Raw genomic sequence first — 20,607 nt, 5'->3', positions numbered from 1 at the left:
TTTTTTTTTTTTTTTTTTTTTTTTTTTTTTTTTTTTTTTTTTTTTTTTTTTTTTTTTTTTTTATTTTTTTTTTTTTTTTTTTTTTTTTTTTTTTTTTTTTTTTTTTGTTTGGGGGGGGGGGGGCCCCCCCCCCCCCCCCCCCCCCCTCATATCTGTTCAACTCGCCCTATCCCAGCGGCATCCGCGGGAAGACGCGCTTCCTCTCCACGGCTCCGGCCGCCTCCGCCTGCGCTGCTTTCGCCACGGCCGCGTACTCGTCGACGTACTCCTGCTCGGACAGCGACAGGATCGCGTACATGATCTCGTCGGTCACGGCACGCAGGATCGCCCTCTCGTTCTCCATGCCGGCGTAGCGGGAGAAGTCCAAGGGCCTGCCGAAGCGGATCACGACGGGGTGGATGTTCGGGATGACCTTGCCCGGCGGCTGCGCCTCGAAAGTGCCGATCATCGCGCAGGGAATCACCGGTACCTGCGCCTTCAGCGCCATCACCGCGACTCCGACCTTGCCCTTGTACAGGCGGCCGTCGTGGGAGCGCGTGCCCTCCGGGTAGATGCCGAGGAGTTCGTCCTTGCGCAGGACGCCCAGGCCCTCGCGGATCGCGGCCTGGCCTGCCTCCTTGCCCGTGCGGTCGACCGGGATCTGGCCGGCGCTGCGGAAGAAGGCCGCGGTCAGCCGACCTCTGATGCCGGGGCCGGTGAAGTACTCCTTCTTCGCGAGGAAAGTGATGCGGCGCTTGAGCATGGCAGGCATCAGGAAGTGGTCCGAGAACGACAGGTGGTTGCCGGCGACGATGGCCGCGCCCGTGGCCGGTACGTGCTCAAGGCCTTCTATGCGCGGCCGGAAGACCAGTCTCAGCAGAGGTCCCAACAGTACATATTTCAGGACGTAATAGAACAAAGGGGGCGCTCCTCACTCGGGGGGTCAGTTCGGGCCGCCGCGTTCTGGCAGGTCAACCAGCGTGCCGTGGGGGTGTCAGTGTAGGCGCAGGGTTGACGGGCCGGAACCGGGTCGGGTCGGACTGATGCCGACCAATGGCGATTTTCCTGACCGGATGTCAGGGAGCCGGTGGGCGGCGTCGTTTGCGGGTGGGGAGGACCGCCGGACCAGCCTGGTGTCACGGGTCGGTGCGCGGCAACCGGAGGGCGAGGTTTGGCGCGATCACGGTCACCGGGTGGCAGGTGCCCCCTCCTTGCGGTGGGCCGTCGCGTCTGCTCGTCCATCACAGCCGCACGATGATCAGCGCCGTGTCGTCGGTCGCGCCGCCGTGCGGCAGCAGTTCCAGCAGGACGGCGTCGGCAAGGGTCTCGGGGTCCGCCGTGCGATGGCGCACGAGGGAGTCCGCGAGCCGGCCGATGCCGGTGTCGATGTCCTCGCGGCGGCGTTCGATCAGCCCGTCCGTGTACAGCGCGAGCGTGGCGCCGTGGGTGTACGTGGTGACGGCCTGCGGTCTCGGGACCGGGTCGGGGCGGGCGTCCAGCGGCGGGTCGGTGGCCTGGTCGAGGAACTCCACGCTGCCGTCGGCGTGCACCAGCACCGGCGGTGGATGGCCCGCGCTGCTGTAGGCGATGGTGCGCTCGTCGAAGTCGATGAAGGTGGTGACCGCGGTGGCCGATTCCGCGCCGTCGACCACATGGGCGTACCGCCCCAGCACGTCCAGCGCCTGGGCCGGGCCGTCGGCCACCCGCGAGGAGGCGCTCAGCGCGCTGCGCAGCTGGCCCATGACACCGGCCGCCGCGAGGCCGTGGCCGACCACGTCGCCCACGGACACGCCGATACGGTTGCCGCCCACCAGGTCGACCAGGTCGTACCAGTCGCCGCACACGTTCAGCGCGCCGACCGCGGGCCGGTAGCGCACCGCTGCCCGGTGGTTGCCCACCTGTCGCCGGGCGGGCAGCATCGCCTCCTGCAGGGCGAGGGCCACCTCGCGTTCGCGGGCGTGCGCCTGCCGCAGCCGGTCGTTGAGCTCCTGCAGCTCGCGGGCGCGCGTGTACAGCTCGGCCTCCAGCACCCGCGCCCGGTTGTTTCCGCCCGCGCCGCCCCGCAGATGGATGAGTTCGGTGACCTCCTCCACCCGGTGCAGCACGAACTGCACCTTCCCGTCGGGGCCGTGCACGGGCGCGTTGATCGGGCTCCAGTAGCGCTCCTCCCAGTGGCCCGGGCGCAGGGGGTCCTCGACGTCGTAGCGCTGCAGGGCCATGGTGTCGCGCTCGCCGGCGGCCACCACGCGCAGCATCGACGCGCGTACGTCGCGCATGCCGGTCGCCGCCGGGTCGTTGGGGTTGTCGGGGAAGACATCGAAGATGTACCGGCCCACCAGCTCCTCGCGGCTGCGTCCGGACAGCCGCTGGAAGTCCTCGTTGGCGTCGGCGTAGACCAGCTCGGCGGTCAGCAGCGCCACCATTCCGGGCAGGGCCTGGAAAACCGCCTCGTAGTCGATCGCCGTCTCTTTCATGGCTCCCGCCTCACCACCGGGACCTCAACAGTTTCGCACGCCATGCAGCGTATGTACCGATTTACTACATATGCGCCCATGCGGCACCCGCTCGCACGGCAGGTCAGGGCGACGGATCCGTCAAGGACTGCTCGGCCCAGATGATCTTCCCTTCGGGGACGAAGCGGGTGCCCCACTGCTGGGTGAACTGCGAGACCAGCAGTAGCCCGCGCCCGCCCTCGTCGGTGGTCCGCGGATGACGCAGGTGCGGGGCGGTGGCGCCGCCGTCGTAGACCTCGCAGAACAGCGCGCGCTCCCTGATCAGACGGAGCCGGATGGGCCCGGCGGCGTACCGGATGGCGTTGGTGACCAGCTCGCTGACCACCAGTTCCGTGGTGAACGCCAGCTCCGCAAGCCCCCATTCCGACAGCTGCCGGGTGGCCGTCTTGCGGGCGTCGGCGACGGCGGCCGGGTCGGCGGGCAGGTCCCAGTCGGCGACCTGCTCGGCGCCGAGCAGGCGGGTGCGGGCCATCAGCAGGGCCACGTCGTCGTACGGGCGGTCCGGGACCAGGGCGTCCACGACGCTCCGGCACTGCAGGTCGAGCGGCGAGTTCGCGCCCCGCTCCAGGGCCTGCCGCAGCCGCCCCCGGTCTGCGTCCACGGCCCAGTCGTCGCCGGCGGCCAGCAGCCCGTCGGTGTGCAGGGCGAGCGTGCTGCCCGCCGCCAGGGCCAGCTCCACCGACTCGAAGGGGGGACCGCCCACCCCGAGCGGCGGCCCCTGCGGGAGATCGACGAAGGTGACGGAGCCGTCGGGCATGATCACGGCCGGCGCCGGATGGCCCGCCGCCGCCATCGTGCACGCCCCGTCGACCGGGTCGTAGACGACGTACACGCACCCCGACCCCACGCCCTGCGCGCCGTCGGCCTCCTCCCCGCCCATGTCGACGCCCTCCTCGCGCGCCGACCGGGCGACCAGGTCGTCGAGATGGGCCAGCACCTCGTCGGGCGGCAGCTCCAGCGCGGCGAGCGTCCGTACGGCGGTCCGCAGCCGTCCCATCGCCGCGGCGGCGTCGATGCCGTGCCCGGGCACCTCGCCCACGACCAGGGCGACGCGGGCCCCGGACAGCGGGATGACGTCGTACCAGTCACCGCCGAGGCCGGTCAGCTCGTCGGCCGGCCGGTAGCAGGCGGACACCTCCACCGCGTCCTGCTCGGGCAGCCGGTGCGGCAGCAGGCTGCGCTGCAGGACCAGCGCCGCGTCGCGCTCGCGGGTGTAGCGCCGGGCGTTGTCGACACAGACGGCGGCGCGTGAGACGAGGTCCTCCGCCAGGTTCAGGTCGTCCTCCTCGAAGGGCTCCTGACGGTGGCGCCGGAAGAAAGTGGTGACGCCCAGGGTGACGCCCCGTGCGCGGATCGGCACGATCATCACGCTGTGCAGACCCAGTTCGAGGAAGATGGCCGCCTGTCCGCCGCGCGCGTGCTTGGCCCATGCCTCGCCGAGCGGATCGAGCTTCTCCTCGCGCCAGGACCTGCCCGTGCGCAGGCAGCGGATCGGGGGCGACTCCGCCGGATAGGTGACCACCGCACCGATGTCGACGACGGTGAGCGGGACGCTCCCGTTGACCGACCGGTACCCCGCCCGCCGCACCGGCACCGGCTCCGTGTCGCCCAGCGGCCCGGGCGCCGGCTCGCCGCCCCGCAGCACCGACTCCAGCAGGTCCACGGTGACGAGGTCGGCGAGTCCCGGTACGGCGACGTCCGCCAGCTCCTGGGCGGTGCGGGTGATGTCCAGGGTGCGGCCGATGTGCTGGCCGGCCCGGTCGAGCAGGGCCAGGCGCTGCCGGGCGCGGTGCCGGTCGGTGATGTCCTCCACCGTGTAGTACACGCCGGTGGGGTTGCCGTGGCCGTCGTCGAGGCGGGTGAACGACATCATGTGCGCGGTCTCGCGCAGCGGGGCGGAGCGGGCGCGGCCGACATGCTCGTAGCCGACGATCGGGTCGCCGGTCGCCAGCACCTGGCGCATCTGCGTCTCGATGGACTCGGAGTCCAGGCCGGGCTGGATGTCCGCGAGGCGCAGACCGAGCCGGTGGCGCGGGGGGCCGCCGCCGAACTGGGCGAGGGAGGGATTGGACCACACGTAGCGCAGGTTCGTGTCGACGATCGCTATGCCCACGGGGGAGCGGGCGACCATCTGCTCCAGGGTGTCGCGGCTCATGTCCCAGCCGTGGGCGTCACCGAGCTCGGACAGCAGCACGAGCCACTGCGCGGGGCCCTGCTCGTCGAGGGCCGACGTGATCCGCACCATCAGCCTGACCGGGGCGCCGTCCCGGTGCCGGGCGGTGAGCAGCCCCACCCAGCCGCCCTCCCTGCGACACCGCTCGATCAGCTCCGGAACCCGCCCGGCGTCCTGGGCCCCGAGCAGCTCTCCGACATACCGCCCCACCACCTCGGAGGCCGCGTACGCCAGCAGCCGCTGCGCGTCCCTGGTCCACCCCGTCACCAGACCCTGCGCGTCGAGCAGCAGAGGCGCGGCGTCCGCCACGTCGAACCCCTGCCGGGCAACGCCCTGCTCCTCGTGTGTGCCCACGGCCGACCTCTCTGTCGCTGAGAGCGGTCTACCACCTCTTGTCCCCATCTTCACCCTTCCGGTCAACGTCGCCTCTTTGTGGGGGCCGGGCGGGGCCGGGGAGTGGGGGACGGCGAGGTGGGGCCGGGGAGTGCGGCAGGCGAAAAGTGGGTGGTGGGTGCGGGGGGATGGAGGCGTGAGGTGGGAGCGGTGGTTGGGGGTGAGGGGGATCGAGGAAGCGGGAAATGGCGGAAATGGGTGGGCGGCGAGAAATTCGCGTTCCTTCGGGCCGAACGGCGGCAACCCGGCCCCGATCGTTCGGGAGCCGGGTTGCCGATATGCCGGGAAGCCGGGAAGCCGGGAAGCCGGGAAGCCGGGATGTCCGGCCGCCGCGCGGCTCGGGCGGGCCGGCGAGGGCTACCCCAGAACCTTCTCCAGCGCGCCCAGCGCCCCCTGCAGCTCCTCCGTAGTGATCGTCAGCGGTGGGGCCAGGCGGATCGTGGAGCCGTGGGTGTCCTTGACCAGGACCCCTTCTCGCATCAGGCGCTCGCTGATCTCGCGGCCCGTGCCTGCCGCGGGGTCGATGTCGACGCCCGCCCACAGACCCCGTGCGCGGAAGCCGACGACGCCCTTGCCGAGCAGGGCCGACAGGCCGCCCCGCAGGACCACGCCCAGCTCGGCAGCGCGGCGCTGGAACTCGCCCGTCTCCAGGAGCTCGACCACCGCCGTGCCGACCGCCGCGGCCAGCGGGTTGCCGCCGAACGTCGAGCCGTGCTCGCCGGGCCGCAGCACCCCGAGCACGTCGCGGCGGCCCACCACCGCGGACACCGGGACGATGCCGCCGCCCAGCGCCTTGCCCAGCAGCAGGACGTCCGGGACGACCCCCTCGTGCTCGACGGCGAGCGTTCGGCCCGTGCGGCCGAGGCCCGACTGGATCTCGTCCGCGATGAACAGGCAGCCCTTGCGGCGGGTCAGCTCGCGTACGCCGGTCAGATAGCCGTCGTCGGGGATGACGACGCCCGCCTCGCCCTGGATCGGCTCCAGCAGCACCGCCGCCGTCGTCTCGTCGACCGCCGCCTCCAGCGCCGCCAGGTCGTTGTACGGCACGATCCGGAAGCCCGGGGTGAAAGGCCCGAAGCCCTGTCGTGCCGTCTCGTCCGTGGAGAACGACACGATCGTCGTCGTACGGCCGTGGAAGTTCTCCGCGGCGACCACGATCGTCGCCCGGTCCGCCGGGACGCCCTTCACCTCGTACGCCCACTTGCGGGCCACCTTGATGCCGGACTCGACGGCCTCGGCGCCCGTGTTCATCGGCAGCACCATGTCCAGGCCCGTCAGCGCCGCCAGCCGCTCGGCGAACTCGGCGAGACGGTCGTTGTGGAAGGCCCGGGAGGTCAGGGTCAACAGGTCCAGCTGCCGGTGCGCCGCCTCGATCAGCGTCGGATGGCGGTGGCCGAAGTTCAGCGCCGAGTAGCCGGCCAGCATGTCCAGATGGCGGCGGCCCTCCACGTCCTCCACCCAGGTGCCCTCGGCGCGGGCGACGACCACGGGCAGCGGGTGGTAGTTGTGCGCCAGGACCGGCTCCTCGGCACGGATCAGGTCGGCGGAAGAGCGGGTGGTGACGGGAGCGGTCATCAGCGGATCTCCTGGGTGCAGCACTTGATGCCGCCGCCGGCCTTGCGGAACTCCGACAGGTCGACGGGGACGGGGACATAGCCGCGGTCGGCGAGAGAGGAGGCGAGGGCCTCGGCCTGGGGTGCGATGAAGACGTTGCGCCCGTCGGACACGGAGTTCAGACCGAACGCCATCGCGTCCTCCCGGGTGGCGTGCACCGCGTGCGGGTACAGCCGCGCGAGGACCTCACGGCTGCCCGGCGAGAACGCCTCCGGGTAGTAGGCGATGTTGTTGTCGTGCCCGTCGTCGAGTACGAACAGCGCCGTGTCCAGGTGGTAGAAGCGCGGGTCCACCAGCGTCAGGCTGATCACCGGGTGGCCGAAGAACTCCTGCACCTCGCGATGCGCCTCGCGGGTCGTACGGAACCCGGTGCCGGCCAGCACGTACCGGCCCGTCCACACCAGATCGCCCTCGCCCTCGCACACGGCCTCGGGGCGGTACACGGCGTAGCCCGCCGACTTGAACCAGGTGTCGTAGTGCGTGGACTCGGGCCGCCGCTCCGGCGCGTGGAAGAGGGAGCCGAAGACCCGGCCGTCCACGACGACCGCCGAGTTCGCCGCGAAGACCATGTCCGGCAGGCCGGGCGCGGCCTCCACGACGTCGACGGTGTGGCCGTGCGCCCGGTACGCGCTGATCAGCGCCTGCCACTGGGCCTGGGCCAGGTCGACGTCGACGGGGGAGTCGGGATGCATCCAGGGGTTGATCGCGTACTGCACGGCGAAGTGTCTGGGTTCGCAGACGAGGTACCGCCGCCGGCGCGGCACACGGGAGTCGGACACAGAGGGGTTCCTCCGCTTCCTGAGAAGTGTCGACTGAGGGTTGACACCAAGGTAGGAAGCGCCGAATACGAGCGACAAGGAACAAATATTGCGTGTCCACGCAGGAATGCTGCGAGATTTACTGGATGCGCGCAGCCTTCCTGCGTGCCGCGCAGGTTTACTCCGGCGCCGGCTGGCTGGCGCCCGCCTCGGGGCTCTCCGGGAGCAGATGGGACAGCACCATCACGCTGATCGTCTTGCGGATGAACGGCTCGACACGGATCCGCTCCAGCACCTCCTCGAAGTGGTCCACGTCCCGCGCCCGCACATGCAGCAACGCGTCCGCACCCCCGGTCACCGTCATCGCCGCGGTGATCTCCGGATGGTTGCGGACCACCTCCGCCAGCCGCCGCGGCGGCGCCGCGCCCTCGCAGTACACCTCGACGTACGCCTCCGTACGCCAGCCCAGCGCCGACGGCTTGACCGTGGCCGTGAATCCGGTGATCACCCCCGTGTCCCGCAATCGGTCCACGCGCCGCTTGACCGCCGTCGAGGACAGCCCCACGGCCGCGCCGATCTCCGCGAAACTCGTCCTGGCGTTCGCCATCAGCGCGGTGATGATCTTCCGGTCGAGGCCGTCGAACGGCGAGGTCCTGCTGTCCATGGCGGCACTGTATCCAGCAGGAACGTCCACACGCAGGCACGTGTGCAGGCGTACGAATTACTCCTAGACTCCGGATTCATGCTGCGTGCCATGGCTGTCGACGACGAACGCCCCTCGCTGGAGGAGCTCCTCTACCTCCTCAACGCCGATCCCCGGATCGGCACCGCGGAGGGCGCCGGCGACGCGACCGAGGCGCTGCGCCGGATCAACCGCGCCCTGGAGTCGGGGCCGGGCGGCCCCGAGGCGATCGACGTCGTCTTCCTCGACATCAACATGCCGGGCCTGGACGGCCTGGATCTGGCGCGGCTGCTCACCGGGTTCGCCAACCCGCCGCTCGTCGTGTTCGTCACCGCCCACGAGGACTTCGCCGTCCAGGCCTTCGACCTCAAGGCCGTCGACTACCTCCTCAAGCCGGTCCGCAAGGAACGCCTGGCGGAGGCCGTCCGCCGGGCCGCTGAACTCCGGGACACCGCCGCCCCCCGCATTCCCGTCAGCGAACCCGACCCCGACCACATACCCGTCGAACTCGGCGGCGTGACCCGCTTCGTCGCCGTCGACGACATCACCCATGTCGAGGCCCAGGGCGACTACGCCCGACTGCACACCGACCGGGGCAGCCACCTCGTCCGCATCCCGCTGTCCACCCTGGAGGAGCGCTGGCGCTCGCGCGGCTTCGTCCGCATCCACCGCCGCCACCTCGTCGCCCTGCGCCACATCGGCGAACTCCGGCTCGACGCGGGCACCGTCAGCGTCATGGTCGGCACCGAGGAACTCCAGGTCAGCCGCCGGCACACCCGCGAGCTGCGGGACCTGCTCATGAGGAGGCCGTGACGATGCCCAGCAACCCCGCCGACCGCCGCGTCGTCGTCACCGGCCCGCCCCGGCAGGCCCGCCCCGTCTCCGGCTACTACCGCCCGCGCACCGAGATCGACGAGCAGACCACCCTCGGCCACACCTACGTCCGCTCCCTGATGCGCACCCAACTGCGCACCGGCCTCGCCGTGTTCGCCGTCCTCGGCCTGCTCGTCGGACCCCTGCCCCTGCTGTTCGCCGCGATGCCCGACGCCCGCCACCTGGAATGGGCGGTGCTCGGCTTCGGTCTGTACGCCCCGCTCGTCCTGCTGGCCCGCTGGTTCGTGCGCCGCGCCGAGCGCAACGAACGCGACTTCGTACGGCTCGTCGAGGACCGCTGAGCCGAGAAGCCGACCCGAGAAAGCGAGACCAGGAACCGATGCGGCCGTGAACTCCAGCTACGCCGTCCCCGCCGTCGCCCTCGTCGTCCTGGCCACCGTCCTCGTCGGCGCCTTCGGCCTGCGTATCTCCCGCACCACCTCCGACTTCTACGTCGCCTCCCGCACCGTCGGCCCCCGCCTCAACGCGGCCGCGATCAGCGGCGAATACCTCTCCGCCGCCTCCTTCCTCGGCATCGCGGGCCTGGTCCTCGTGCAGGGCCCGGACATGCTCTGGTACCCGGTCGGCTACACCGCCGGATACCTGGTCCTGCTGCTGTTCGTCGCGGCCCCGCTGCGCCGCTCGGGCGCCTACACCCTCCCCGACTTCGCCGAGGCACGGCTGTCCTCGCAGGCCGTACGCCGACTCGCCGGCGCCTTCGTCGTCGGCACCGGCTGGCTGTACCTGCTGCCCCAACTCCAGGGCGCCGGGCTGACGCTGACCGTGCTGACGGGCGCGCCCGACTCGCTCGGCGGACTCATCGTCGCCGTCGTCGTGGTCGCCATCGTCGCCGCCGGCGGCATGCGCAGCATCACCTTCGTACAGGCCTTCCAGTACTGGCTCAAACTCACCGCCCTGCTGGTCCCCGCCCTCTTCCTGATCCTCGCCTGGCAGGGCGACGGCGCCCCCAGCCGCGCCTTCGACGAACCGGCGACCTTCCGCGAACAAAGCGTGGTCCGCGTCAAGAACACCCTCGACATGAGGCTCGAAAGCCCGCTGACCGTCACCGTGAACGGCACGATCGACGGCCGCGCCCACGAGGACCAGCAGCTCCGGCTCCCGGCCGGCACCCACCGCATCGACGGCGGCACCCGCCTCACCTTCCCGCAGGGCGCCGAGGTCCCCGAACCCGACCACCGGGCGGGCGGCGGCCTGTCGCCCTCGCAGGCCGAGAGCCGCGGCGAACGCCCGCTGTACGCCACGTACGGACTGATCCTCGCCACCTTCCTCGGCACCATGGGCCTGCCGCACGTCGTGGTCCGCTTCTACACCAGCCCGCACGGCGTCGCCGCCCGCCGCACCACCGTCGCCGTGCTCGGCCTGATCGGCGCCTTCTACCTCCTGCCCCCGGTCTACGGCGCCCTCGGCCGCCTCTACGCCCCCGAACTCACCCTCACCGGCGACGCGGACGCGGCCGCACTCCTCCTGCCCGACCGCATGATCGGCGGCCTCGGCGGCGACCTGCTCGGCGCGCTGATCGCCGGCGGCGCCTTCGCCGCGTTCCTGTCCACGGCGTCGGGCCTGACCATGGCCGTCGCGGGCGTCCTCACCCAGGACGTACTGCCGTCGCGCGGGGTACGGCACTTCCGGCTCGGCACGGTCCTCGCCATGGCCGTCCCACTCGCCGCGAGCGCCCTGGTCGGCGGGCTGCCGGTGGCCGACGCGGTGGGCCTGGCCTTCGCCGTGTCGGCGTCCTCCTTCTGCCCACTGCTCGTCCTCGGCATCTGGTGGCGCCGGCTGACCCCGCCCGGCGCCGCCGCCGGGATGCTGGTCGGCGGGGGCTCCGCGCTCATCGCCGTGGCGGCGACGATGGCGGGCTTCCCGGGCTCCGGTGCGCTGCACGCACTGCTGGCCTGGCCCGCGCTCTGGTCGGTGCCGCTGGGCTTCTTCACGATGATCCTGGTGTCCCTGGCCACCCCGGGCCGGGTGCCGCCCGGCACGGCGGCGATCCTGGCCCGCTTCCATCTGCCGGAGGAACTGCGGGCGGAGGTGAAGGCATGAGGCATCTCATCGCCGGACGACTCATGGCCGGACGACTGCGGGCAGGACGACTGTGCACGGGGCGGCTGGGTGCAGGACCACTGTGCGCAGGGCGGCTCATGGCCGGACGACGCGAGGCGGTTGCGGCATGAGCGGATTCATCGCGGGCCTGTGCGTGGCGATCCTCCCGCTGCTCGCCGCCGGGTTCTGGCTTGGCCGCCGCACCGCCCGCCCGCAGAGCCTCGGCGGCCTCGGCACCCCGGTCGAGCACGCCACCTTCGAGACCCTGCACACCGCCTCCCTCGCCGCACCCCCGCTCCGGGCCGGACTCACCGAGGAGACCGCCCGCAAGTCGGCCCGCAGACTCCGCTCACTCCTCGGCACCGACGCGCTGTGCCTGACCGACCAGAAGGAGGTCCTGGTCTGGGACGGGGTGGGCGGTCATCACCGTACGGAGATCATGGAACTCCTCGCCGGACCACTGGAGTCGGGCCGCGGCGAGGCCTTCCCGCTCACCTGCGGCGCCCCCGACTGCCCGGTGCGCTGGGCGGTAGTCGCCCCGCTCACCGTCGACGACCGCGTCCACGGCGCCCTCGTCGCCTGCGCGCCCCGCGAGTCGGCGGTACTCGTCCGCGCGGCCGGCGAAGTGGCCCGCTGGGTCTCCGTCCAGCTGGAACTGGCCGACCTCGACCAGTCCCGCACCCGCCTGATCGAGGCCGAGATCAAGGCGCTGCGGGCGCAGATCTCCCCGCACTTCATCTTCAACTCGCTGGCGGTGATCGCCTCGTTCGTCCGCACCGACCCGGAGCGCGCCCGCGAACTGCTCCTGGAATTCGCCGACTTCACCCGTTACTCCTTCCGCAGGCACGGCGACTTCACCACCCTCGCCGACGAACTCCACGCCATCGACCACTACTTGGCGCTGGTCCGGGCACGCTTCGGCGACCGCCTCTCCGTCACCCTGCAGATCGCCCCCGAGGTGCTGCCGGTCGCCCTGCCCTTCCTCTGCCTGCAGCCGCTGGTCGAGAACGCCGTCAAGCACGGCCTGGAGGGCAGGGCGGGGTCCGCAGCCGGCAAGAGCCACATCAGCATCACCGCACAGGACGCCGGCGCCGAGGCCCTCGTGGTCATCGAGGACGACGGCGCCGGAATGGACCCAGGCCTGCTGCGCCGCATCCTCGCCGGCGAGGTCAGCCCGTCCGGCGGCATCGGGCTGTCCAACGTGGACGACCGGCTCCGCCAGGTCTACGGCGATGGCTACGGCCTCGTCATCGAGACCGCCCCGGGAGCGGGCATGAAGATCACCGCCCGGCTGCCGAAGTACCAGCCGGGGGTGCACTCCGCGGGGCGGCTCACCCGGGAGTGACCCACCCGGGAACGAGGCTCAGGTGCTGCGGCTGGCGACCATCCCCAGCGTGATCAGCCCCAGCACCACCCACCCGAACCACAGCCAGCCATTGCTCCCGAGCGCCACCGTGTAGGCCGTCACCACGACCAGCCCACCCACGGTGATCACCCCCATCGCCTTAGTAGAACCGTCCGCAGATCCGGGCATCGCAACACCCTCCTAAGGTTCGTCACCCTCCATGGTGCCCCCGTTCTGCCTCCGGACGGTGCACACGACGAAATGAGTGCCGTTCTTCCAGGACCCCTCGCTCGTCCAGGAACCGGCTGTGTACACGGAAGGATCGAAGCCGTAGTCGCGCGGTGGCACATCCCTGGCGCACGCCGTGTCCGACTCGGTGCGCGCCTCGGTCAGCGTGACGTCGGCGGCCAACCGGGTGAACCCGAGCACCTGCTCGTCGTGCGGATCGGTGCAGGAAACCAGCCGGGCGTCCCGGTGGGAGCGTACGTCCAGACAGTCCCGCCGCTGCATGGTCGCCGTGTCCGCGAACGCCACTCCCGCCTTGCGGTGCTCGCCCAGCGGCCCGTACACCGGCCCGTGCGCCCCCAGCACCAGACAGGCGGTGCGCCGGTCGGCCGCCTCGAAGCCCGCCGCACTCGGTACGACGGCGTAGCTGCGGACGTCCGCGAGCCTCCCCCGGATCTCCTCCGTCCGCTCCTCGCACGCCGCGGGCCCCTCCTCGCGCGCCTCGGTGGCGGACTTGGCCGAGACGAACGCCATCACCTGCCCGTCGATCGCCTTCGCCCCGCAGCTCGGCTCCAGACTCAGCCGGGGCGTGCCTTGGAAGGCCGTCGCACCGGGCCAGTCGGCGAGCACACAGTCACCGTCCTTCAGCGCATCACCGAGTCCGACCGTGTCGCCGTACGGCCGCTCGGTCCCGCCGGTCACCTCACCCTGCGCCAGCGCGTACCAGACACCGGCCCCGGCGAGCGCCAGCCCGAGGAGGCCGGCGAGGACCGCGTGGAGGACCCGGGGACGGGTCCGCCGCCGCCCGCCCGACCCGGGCCCGAAGCCCTGCAGCCCGACGAGCTGCTCGGGCGGGGAGCCGTAGCTCTGTGGCCTGCTGGGCTGCTCGGGTGCGGAGTCGAAGCCCTGCGCCCTGCCGGGCTGCTCGGGTCGGGAACCGTAGACCTGCGGCCCGCCGGGCTGCCCGGGCGTAGAACCATGGCCCTGCGCCCCGCCCGGCTGCCCGCCCACGGGACCAGGGCCCGCGGCGGTCGGTGCGCCGGCAAGGCCGGGGGACGGGGCCGCGAAGCCCTGGCCGCCACCGGGCCGGCCGGAGGCGTTCGGCGTGCCGAACCCCGCCGCGTCGGGCCGTTCGGGCGCGTTCGAAGCGCCGAAACCGGGCGCCTCCGGCGCGGGACCCGGCGGCGGCGCCCCACCCCAGTGCGGCTGCGAGCCGAGGTCGGTCTGGGTCCGCGCATACGCGTCGGCGTCCGGCGTGACGATTCGCGACAGCGCCGTCTCCGCCTCCTCGGCCGACATCCGCTGCCCCGGGTCCTTCTCCAGCAGGGCCCGCAGAACCGGCTCCAGCGCCCCGGCCCGCCCGGCCGCCCGGGGTTCCTCCATGACCACCGCGGTGAGCTCGGCCAGATGCGACTCCCGGTCGAAGGGACCCCGGCCCTCGACGCCGTAGTACAGCGTGCAGCCCAGCGAGAACAGATCGGTGGCCGGCGTGGGCGCCTCTCCCGTGACCCGCTCCGGCGCCAGATAGCCCGCCGTTCCCACGAGCACCGACGCCAGCGTGTACCGCGTCTCACCGGCGTCCGGCTGCACCGAGATGCCGTAGTCCGTGAGCAGCACGCGCGCGTACGGCGCCCCCGTGCGATCCGGTGCCAGCAGGATGTTCGCCGGCTTCACGTCCCGGTGCATGATGCCCCGCTCGTGCCCGGCGGTCAGCGCGTCGAGCACGGCGAGCCCGATCCGGGCGCACTCCGCGGGCGCCAGCGGCCCGCGCTGATCGACCAGGTCCCGCACGTTCACGGCGCCCGCCACGTACTCCATGACGATCCACGGCAGGCCCTCGTGTTCCAGCACGTCATGCACGGTCACCACGTGCGGATGTCCCCGCAGCCCGGCCGCGTGCCGGGCCTCGGCACGGGCCCGGGCCACCCGGGCCTCACGCTCGTCGGCCTCCGCCGGGTCCCGGAACAGGATCTCCTTGAGCGCGACCTCACAGGCGAGTCTCTGGTCGTGAGCGAGCCAGACATGGCCCATGCCGCCGCTGCCGAGCCGGTTCAGCAGCAGATATCGGCCGGCGATGACCCGGCCCACTCCCGACGTCGGTGATCCTGAAGGCATCCGGTGACTCCCGGTTCTGCGGGGGCGCTGGGTGGTTGCTAGACGACTGCGCTCGCGGTGCGGCCGTCGGTGGACGGCACGACGGTGGAGGGCACGACCGTGGACGGCGCGCCAGTAGTGGGAACCGTCGTGACGGGCGCGCTCGTGGTGGGCGGCGGCGCGCTGGTGGTGACCGGGGCGCTGGTCGGGGGCGAGCTCGTGGTCGCCGGGGGAGGGGTGCTGGGCGGAGGTGCCGAGCTGGCCGTGGGGTTCTTGGTCGTCGGGGGCGGCGCGGAGGTGGGCGGCGCGGACGAGGACGGCGGCTTGCTCGTACCCGGGCTGGAGGGCGGGGGAGCGGAGGAGGACGGGGACGACGGGGACGACGGGGACGTGGACGGAGTCGACGGCGTCGAGGTCGAGGGACCCGGCGTCGACGGGGACGTGCCCGGGCTTGGAGACGTGGACGTCGGCCCATCGGACGACCCCGCCGAGCCTGACGACCCGGACGACCCGGACGAGTCCGACGAGCCTTCGGCACTTCCCCCGGCCACGCTCAACATCACGTACTCCCCGAACCGCAGCTCGGTCCCGGCCGGCGGATCCGACGCCGTGACCCGGGCGTCGTCCGGCGGCAGCCCACCGCCCTCGAAGGCGACCGCCAGCCCGTCGGCGGCCAGTCGCCGGCTCGCCTGCCCGAAGGTCGTCCCGGCGAGGTCGGGCACCGCTCGCCGCTCACGCGTGTCGAACGTCGTGTCGTCGTCGCCGGTGGTGCCGACGGGCCGGTTGATGCCGCGGTCGGGTTCGTCGACGTCGACGAGAGCGAGCCGCTGCACCTTCCGCGGAGCGGGACGCACCGCCACCACGGACGACTTCTCGTATCCCTTCCACTCCTCGTTGCGGTCGTCGAACTCGACCTTTATCCGCGTCGTGTCACCCTCGAAGGGCCGCAACGGATTTCCGCACGAGCACTTCACGGCGGGCAGTCCTGCCGCGTCGACGAGTATCGCGATTCCGGTCTGGAGCAGCGCGTTGAAGGGGGTGGCCTTCCCCTTCTTGTAGTCGTGATTCGTCACGAGAGTGTCGTGACGCAGGAGAACGGGTGTGAGCCGATCGAGATATTCCGGAATCTCGGCCGTGGTAATGGAGAGCGCGGCTGCCCACGCCTGTGCCTTCCGCTCATTGGCGGGATCGGTGAGAAACTTCTTCAGCCGTACGACATCACAGATCGTCGGCTGCTTCGATCCCCCGTACAGACCCGGCGTATCCCCCTGCTGAAGGCCACCGTGCGCCGTCAGCGCCTGGACCCGCTGGTCCCGGCCCAGCCCCTGTCCCTCGTCGAAGAAGGGCGCGAGCGACGGAACTCCCGCGGCGACGGCCCGCACCACGAACAACGGCGCGCCGCGATCGCACCCGCTGAGTGCCAGAACGAAGACCAACAGGACGGCGATCCTCCGAATCGCCGCTTTTCCGGCCCTGTGTACGAAAACATGAAACGCCATTACCGCTCCCCCCGGCGGTTCCCCCGACGCGCTTCATGCTACTGAAAGGCGACGCCTTTCGGTTTCCTCAGTTTCCGCGTGCGTTCAATGAGGCCAAATAGGCGTTGTACGCCTCAAGTTCCTGGTCGCCGTCCCGGTCGGCGGCACGGTCCTTTCGGCGGGCCTGCCGCTGCTCGGAGCCGTACCACTGGAACAGCAGTGCGATCAGCACCAGTACGGACGGAATCTCACTGAACGCCCAGGCGATACCGCCGGCCGCGTTCTGGTCGGCGAGTGCCTCGATGCCGAGCGAGGCGGGAGGGTTCTTGAACGTCTCGACCATCGGCTCCGACGCCATCATCAACGCGATACCGAAGAACGCGTGGAACGGCATTCCCGCGAACAGCTCCAGCATCCGCATGAGATACCCCGGCCGGTGCGGACCGGGATCCACGCCGATGATCGGCCAGAAGAACACCACGCCCACGGCGAGGAAGTGCACCATCATCGCGATGTGCCCGGTCTTCGAGCCCATCAGGAAGTCGAAGAGCGGGGTGAAATACAGCGCGTAAAGGCTCGCGATGAACAGCGGAATGGTGAACGCCGGATGCGTGATGATCCGCATGTACCGGCTGTGCAGCAGGGCCAGCAGCAATTCCCGTGGCCCCTTGCGCCCCCGCCCGGCGGGCGGCAACGCCCGCAGCGCCAGCGTGACGGGCGCGCCGAGCAGGATCAGAATCGGCGACAGCATGCTGATCACCATGTGCTGCACCATGTGCACGCTGAACATGACCATTCCGTAGTCGTTCAGCCCGGTGCACATCACGAGCATCACGGACAGCACACCGACGACGAATGAGACCGTCCGTCCCACGGACCACGAATCCCCGCGCCGCCGCAGTCGCACGACGCCCCACGCATACAACGCGAGCCCCACGAGACAGGCCACGAGAAAGAACGGGTCGGCCGACCACTGCAGCCCTCGTCCCAGCGTGAACGGCGGCAGATCCATGGTCATGCCGTGCCCGCTGTGATCCATTCCGGCGGCTCCTGATTCGTGGGGGTTGTGCAAATCTGTCCGCACACAGATTAGAACTGCCCCCGACCGCAGTTGCGGCCGGGGGCAGATTCTTCAGTTCCGCACGACGTGATCTAGAGGACGCACTCCGCCTCTTCGTACCGGTCCGCCGGCACCGTCTTCAACGTCTCCACGGCCTCGGCCAGCGGCACCATCACGATGTCGGTCCCCTGGAGCGCCGTCATGTGACCGAACTCCCCACGGTGCACCGCCTCCACCGCATGCCACCCGAAACGAGTGGCCAGAACACGGTCGTACGCGGTCGGCGTACCACCGCGCTGCACATGCCCCAGAATCACCGGCCGCGCCTCCTTGCCGAGGCGCTCCTCCAGCTCGATGGACAGCTGACGGGCGATCCCGGCGAACCGCTCGTGCCCGTAGATGTCCTTGCCGCCCTCGTCGAACGCCATGGATCCGGGCTGCGGCTTGGCGCCCTCGGCCGCCACGACGATCGCGAAGCGCTTGCCCGCCTCGAACCGCGCACCGACCACCCGGGTCAACTCGTCGATGTCGAAGGGTCGTTCCGGCACGACGATGGCGTGCGCGCCGGCCGCCATGCCGGAGTGCAGCGCGATCCAGCCGGTGTGCCGTCCCATGACCTCGACGACGAGCACCCGCTGATGGGACTCGGCGGTGGTCTTGAGGCGGTCCAGCGCCTCGGTCGCCACCGTCACGGCGGTGTCGAAACCGAAGGTGACATCCGTGACCGCGATGTCGTTGTCGATGGTCTTCGGCACCCCCACCACGGGCAGGCCGCTGTCCGACATCAGCCGGGCGGCCTTCAGCGTGCCCTCACCGCCGATGGGGATGATCGCGTCGAGGCCGAGCTCCTCGACATGGCCCTTGGCTCGCTCCACACCGTCCCGCAGATGGGAGGGCTGGACCCGGGAGGAACCGAGGATCGTGCCGCCGCGGGCGAGGATGCCGCCCACCGCGTCGAGGTCGAGCTTGAGGTAGTCGCACTCCAGGAGGCCCTTCCAGCCGTCCCGAAAGCCGATGACCTCGTCGCCGTGGTCGACGACGGCGCGGTGCACGACGGACCGGATGACGGCGTTCAGGCCGGGGCAGTCGCCGCCGGACGTGAGGACACCAATGCGCATAGCCCGAAAAACCTTCTCAACGTGGGCCGGGACCGGACCACGCTGTCCGGCTTGAATCCCCGCCACCCTAGCGGCATCGGGTGGCGGGGCCGAACCGTGCGTCCGCCTGCTGGACGACCCCGCTCACCTGTGCGGACACCCCGTCAGACGGGCTGGTGACGGCGGGGCCGGCACCCGGCTGAGCGATCCCGTCAGGCAGGCTGCTGCGCGGCCGCGATGCGCTCGCCCCGCAGCGCCTCGTACCAGCGGTCGTCCGTCGGGGGCAGCGCGTTCACGTCGAGCGCCAGCTTCAGCAGGTGGTCGGCGATCAGCGGGTTCCGCGCCAGCACCGGCCCGTGCATGTACGTACCGAAGACGGTGTCGTTGTACGCCCCCTCCGTGCCGTCCCCCGTGCCGTTGCCGTTGCCGAGGCGGACCTGGGCGAGAGGCCGGGCGGTCGGGCCGAGGTGGGTGACGCCCTGGTGGTTCTCGAAGCCGGTCAGCGGGGGCAGACCGAGGCGCGGGTCGATGTCGGCGAGCACGTCACCGACGCACCGCTCGCCCTCGCCGCGCACGGACACCACGTCGATCAGGCCGAGGCCCGGTTCACGCTGGCCGAGGTCGTTGATGAACTCGTGCCCGAGGATCTGGTACCCGGCGCACACGGAGAACACGATCGCGCCGTTCTCGACGGCCCGGTGCAGCCCGCCGTCCCGGCGCAGCCGCTCGGCCGCCAGCCGCTGCGGGCGGTCCTCGCCGCCGCCGATCAGATAGATGTCCCCGGACGTCGGGATCGGCTGGTCGCTGCGCACGTCGAGGCGGGCCACGTCGAGACCGCGCTGCCGGGCCCGGCGCTCCACGACGAGGACGTTGCCCTGGTCGCCGTAGGTGCTGAGCAGGTCCGGGTAGATCCAGACGACCCGCAGTTGGTTGTCGCTCACTTAAGTCCCCTGAAGTCTCGTGCTCAGTTGCCGACCCGGCGGCGCAGGTCCTGGAACGCGGTGTAGTTGGCGATGACCTCGATCCGGCCCGGCGGGCACGCCTGCACGGCCTGGTCGAGGTTCTCGCAGACCTGGAACTGCTGGTTCGCGACCTCCAGGCGCACCGCGAGGTCGAGTCTGCGGTCGCCGATGACACAGATCGGGTGCCCGGTCAGCCGCGTGTAGTCGACGTCCCACAGCCAGGAGGTGTCGGTGCCGTCGGCGCCGCGTGCGTTGACCGAGAGGATCACCGGGGTCGGCGGCGGGTCGATCAGGGAGAACGTCTCCAGCCAGCCGGCCGGGTTCTTGGCGAGCAGCAGCCGCAGATCCCGTCCCTCGAACTGCACGACGTCGTACCGGCCGGCGACGGCCTGTACCTGGTACATCCGCTCCAGGGCGACCTGCGGCGGTACGCCGAACACGGCGGCGACGGCGGCCGAGGACGCGGCGTTGGCCTTGTTCGCACGGCCGGGCAGCTGCAGATGGATGGGCCAGGCGGACCCGTGCGGGTCGAGCACATGGTCACCGGAGAGCGCCCAGCTCGGCGTGGGACGGCGGAAGCCGCAGTCACCGCAGAACCAGTCGTCCCCGGGCCGCTGCATCACGCCGCCGCAGGACGGGCAGGACCAGGCGTCGTCCTTCCACATCTGGCCGGCGGCGACCCAGACCACATTGGGGGAGGAGGAGGCCGCCCACACGACCAGCGGGTCGTCGGCGTTGGCGACGACCACGGCCTTCGAGCCCGCGAGCCCCTCGCGCCAGTTCTCCGCGAGCATCCGGGTCTCGGCGGCGCGGTCCAGCTGGTCGCGGGAGAGGTTGAGAAGCGCGATGCACTTCGGATCCGTGTCCCGGGCGACCCCCGCGAGGTACTTCTCGTCGACCTCGATGACGCCGTAGCGAGCCTCGGAGCCACCCGCGAGCGCCGAGGTGATGCCGGCGGGCATGTTGGCGCCGAGAGCGTTGGACACGACCGGCCCGGCGGCCCGCAGGGCCTCGGCGATGAGCCGGGTCGTCGTGGTCTTGCCGTTGGTCGCCGAGACGAGGACCACGTCCAGGTTCTGCGCGAGTCGCGCGAGAAGGTCGGGGTCGAGTTTGAGCGCCACCCGGCCGCCGATCACCGAACCGCTGCCGCGCCCTGCGGCGCGCGATGCCGCCGCGACCGCCTTGCCCGCGGTCACGGCGATCTTGGCCCGCGGCGAGAGCGGGTCCGAGTTGCCTGCCATCAGTTCTCGATCCTCCTTGCGTACGCGCCGCGCCTGAAGCCCTACGGCAACGTGGTGGT

The 20,607-nt window shown here is 71.2% G+C and carries 17 protein-coding genes; 4 read left to right on the top strand and 13 right to left on the bottom strand.

Going from position 1 to position 20,607, the window contains the following annotated elements:
- Window positions 1-166: 166 nt before the first annotated feature.
- The 6 genes from POF73_RS36670 to POF73_RS36645 all read right to left on the bottom strand — a co-directional run bounded on the left by POF73_RS36670 (window position 167) and on the right by POF73_RS36645 (window position 8,094).
- Entirely contained in the window at window positions 167-898 is a 732-nt protein-coding gene (locus POF73_RS36670; protein ID WP_272123544.1) for a lysophospholipid acyltransferase family protein, read from the bottom strand.
- A 322-nt stretch (window positions 899-1,220) separates the two neighbouring features.
- The gene (locus POF73_RS36665; RefSeq protein WP_272123543.1) at window positions 1,221-2,453 is read right to left on the bottom strand and encodes a PP2C family protein-serine/threonine phosphatase; all 1,233 of its coding nucleotides are present in this window, start codon (window positions 2,451-2,453) and stop codon (window positions 1,221-1,223) included.
- Between the two features lie 103 nt (window positions 2,454-2,556).
- On the bottom strand, window positions 2,557-5,019 hold the full coding sequence (locus POF73_RS36660) for a SpoIIE family protein phosphatase (protein ID WP_272123541.1): 2,463 nt from the start codon (window positions 5,017-5,019) through the stop codon (window positions 2,557-2,559).
- A gap of 396 nt (window positions 5,020-5,415) precedes the next feature.
- Complete coding sequence (rocD, locus tag POF73_RS36655; RefSeq protein WP_272123540.1) at window positions 5,416-6,633, bottom strand: ornithine--oxo-acid transaminase; 1,218 nt, start codon at window positions 6,631-6,633, stop codon at window positions 5,416-5,418.
- Entirely contained in the window at window positions 6,633-7,451 is an 819-nt protein-coding gene (gene ddaH / locus POF73_RS36650) for a dimethylargininase (protein ID WP_272123539.1), read from the bottom strand. The genes rocD and ddaH overlap by 1 nt, the downstream gene beginning before the upstream one ends.
- Window positions 7,452-7,608: 157 nt before the next feature.
- On the bottom strand, window positions 7,609-8,094 hold the full coding sequence (locus POF73_RS36645; RefSeq protein ID WP_272123538.1) for an Lrp/AsnC family transcriptional regulator: 486 nt from the start codon (window positions 8,092-8,094) through the stop codon (window positions 7,609-7,611).
- Window positions 8,095-8,172: 78 nt separating this feature from the next.
- Between POF73_RS36645 and POF73_RS36640 the strand changes: the two genes are divergently transcribed.
- The 4 genes from POF73_RS36640 (at window position 8,173) to POF73_RS36625 (ending at window position 12,391) form a co-directional block, all read left to right on the top strand.
- Window positions 8,173-8,925, top strand: a complete 753-nt coding sequence (locus tag POF73_RS36640; protein WP_272123537.1) for a LytR/AlgR family response regulator transcription factor — start codon at window positions 8,173-8,175, stop codon at window positions 8,923-8,925.
- Window positions 8,926-8,927: 2 nt separating this feature from the next.
- The gene (locus tag POF73_RS36635; protein ID WP_272123536.1) at window positions 8,928-9,287 is read left to right on the top strand and encodes a hypothetical protein; all 360 of its coding nucleotides are present in this window, start codon (window positions 8,928-8,930) and stop codon (window positions 9,285-9,287) included.
- Window positions 9,288-9,333: 46 nt separating this feature from the next.
- Window positions 9,334-11,046 carry a sodium/solute symporter gene (locus POF73_RS36630; RefSeq protein ID WP_272123535.1) on the top strand — a complete coding sequence of 571 codons (1,713 nt, stop codon included), beginning with the start codon at window positions 9,334-9,336 and terminating at the stop codon, window positions 11,044-11,046.
- 127 nt (window positions 11,047-11,173) lie between these two features.
- Window positions 11,174-12,391: a sensor histidine kinase gene (locus tag POF73_RS36625; protein WP_272123534.1), complete on the top strand. Its 1,218-nt coding sequence runs from the start codon at window positions 11,174-11,176 to the stop codon at window positions 12,389-12,391.
- Between the two features lie 18 nt (window positions 12,392-12,409).
- On the opposite strand, the gene POF73_RS36620 is transcribed toward POF73_RS36625, so the two are convergent.
- From POF73_RS36620 to POF73_RS36590, 7 genes are all read right to left on the bottom strand, one after another.
- The gene (locus tag POF73_RS36620) at window positions 12,410-12,580 is read right to left on the bottom strand and encodes a hypothetical protein (protein WP_272123533.1); all 171 of its coding nucleotides are present in this window, start codon (window positions 12,578-12,580) and stop codon (window positions 12,410-12,412) included.
- Window positions 12,581-12,592: 12 nt separating this feature from the next.
- A complete protein-coding gene (locus POF73_RS36615) occupies window positions 12,593-14,731 on the bottom strand; it encodes a serine/threonine-protein kinase (protein WP_272123532.1) in 2,139 nt (712 codons plus the stop codon).
- A gap of 38 nt (window positions 14,732-14,769) precedes the next feature.
- Window positions 14,770-16,146 (bottom strand): PASTA domain-containing protein, encoded by a 1,377-nt coding sequence (locus POF73_RS36610; protein ID WP_334313646.1) that lies wholly within the window; start codon window positions 16,144-16,146, stop codon window positions 14,770-14,772.
- Between the two features lie 130 nt (window positions 16,147-16,276).
- Complete coding sequence (locus tag POF73_RS36605) at window positions 16,277-17,227, bottom strand: cytochrome c oxidase assembly protein (RefSeq protein ID WP_272123530.1); 951 nt, start codon at window positions 17,225-17,227, stop codon at window positions 16,277-16,279.
- A 113-nt stretch (window positions 17,228-17,340) separates the two neighbouring features.
- A complete protein-coding gene (locus POF73_RS36600) occupies window positions 17,341-18,366 on the bottom strand; it encodes a 6-phosphofructokinase (RefSeq protein ID WP_272123529.1) in 1,026 nt (341 codons plus the stop codon).
- A gap of 191 nt (window positions 18,367-18,557) precedes the next feature.
- A complete protein-coding gene (locus POF73_RS36595; protein WP_272123528.1) occupies window positions 18,558-19,286 on the bottom strand; it encodes a type 1 glutamine amidotransferase in 729 nt (242 codons plus the stop codon).
- Window positions 19,287-19,309: 23 nt separating this feature from the next.
- Window positions 19,310-20,548 (bottom strand): MurT ligase domain-containing protein, encoded by a 1,239-nt coding sequence (locus POF73_RS36590; protein WP_272123527.1) that lies wholly within the window; start codon window positions 20,546-20,548, stop codon window positions 19,310-19,312.
- Window positions 20,549-20,607 lie beyond the last annotated feature (59 nt).

Origin of the sequence: Streptomyces sp. HD (genome assembly GCF_028369295.1) — a bacterium.
GTDB lineage: Bacteria > Actinomycetota > Actinomycetes > Streptomycetales > Streptomycetaceae > Streptomyces.
The sequence above is the reverse complement of the archived record's forward strand: the minus strand, read 5'-3'. Positions and strand labels throughout refer to the sequence as shown.

Coding starts and splice junctions, on each gene's coding strand:
- POF73_RS36665 (WP_272123543.1), bottom strand. CDS start 2,453: ATGAAAGAGACGGCGATCGACTACGAGGCGGTTTTCCAGGCCCTGCCC.
- POF73_RS36640 (WP_272123537.1), top strand. CDS start 8,173: ATGCTGCGTGCCATGGCTGTCGACGACGAACGCCCCTCGCTGGAGGAG.
- POF73_RS36600 (WP_272123529.1), bottom strand. CDS start 18,366: ATGCGCATTGGTGTCCTCACGTCCGGCGGCGACTGCCCCGGCCTGAAC.
- POF73_RS36625 (WP_272123534.1), top strand. CDS start 11,174: ATGAGCGGATTCATCGCGGGCCTGTGCGTGGCGATCCTCCCGCTGCTC.
- rocD (WP_272123540.1), bottom strand. CDS start 6,633: ATGACCGCTCCCGTCACCACCCGCTCTTCCGCCGACCTGATCCGTGCC.
- POF73_RS36605 (WP_272123530.1), bottom strand. CDS start 17,227: ATGGATCACAGCGGGCACGGCATGACCATGGATCTGCCGCCGTTCACG.
- POF73_RS36590 (WP_272123527.1), bottom strand. CDS start 20,548: ATGGCAGGCAACTCGGACCCGCTCTCGCCGCGGGCCAAGATCGCCGTG.
- POF73_RS36620 (WP_272123533.1), bottom strand. CDS start 12,580: ATGCCCGGATCTGCGGACGGTTCTACTAAGGCGATGGGGGTGATCACC.
- POF73_RS36635 (WP_272123536.1), top strand. CDS start 8,928: ATGCCCAGCAACCCCGCCGACCGCCGCGTCGTCGTCACCGGCCCGCCC.
- POF73_RS36615 (WP_272123532.1), bottom strand. CDS start 14,731: ATGCCTTCAGGATCACCGACGTCGGGAGTGGGCCGGGTCATCGCCGGC.
- POF73_RS36645 (WP_272123538.1), bottom strand. CDS start 8,094: ATGGACAGCAGGACCTCGCCGTTCGACGGCCTCGACCGGAAGATCATC.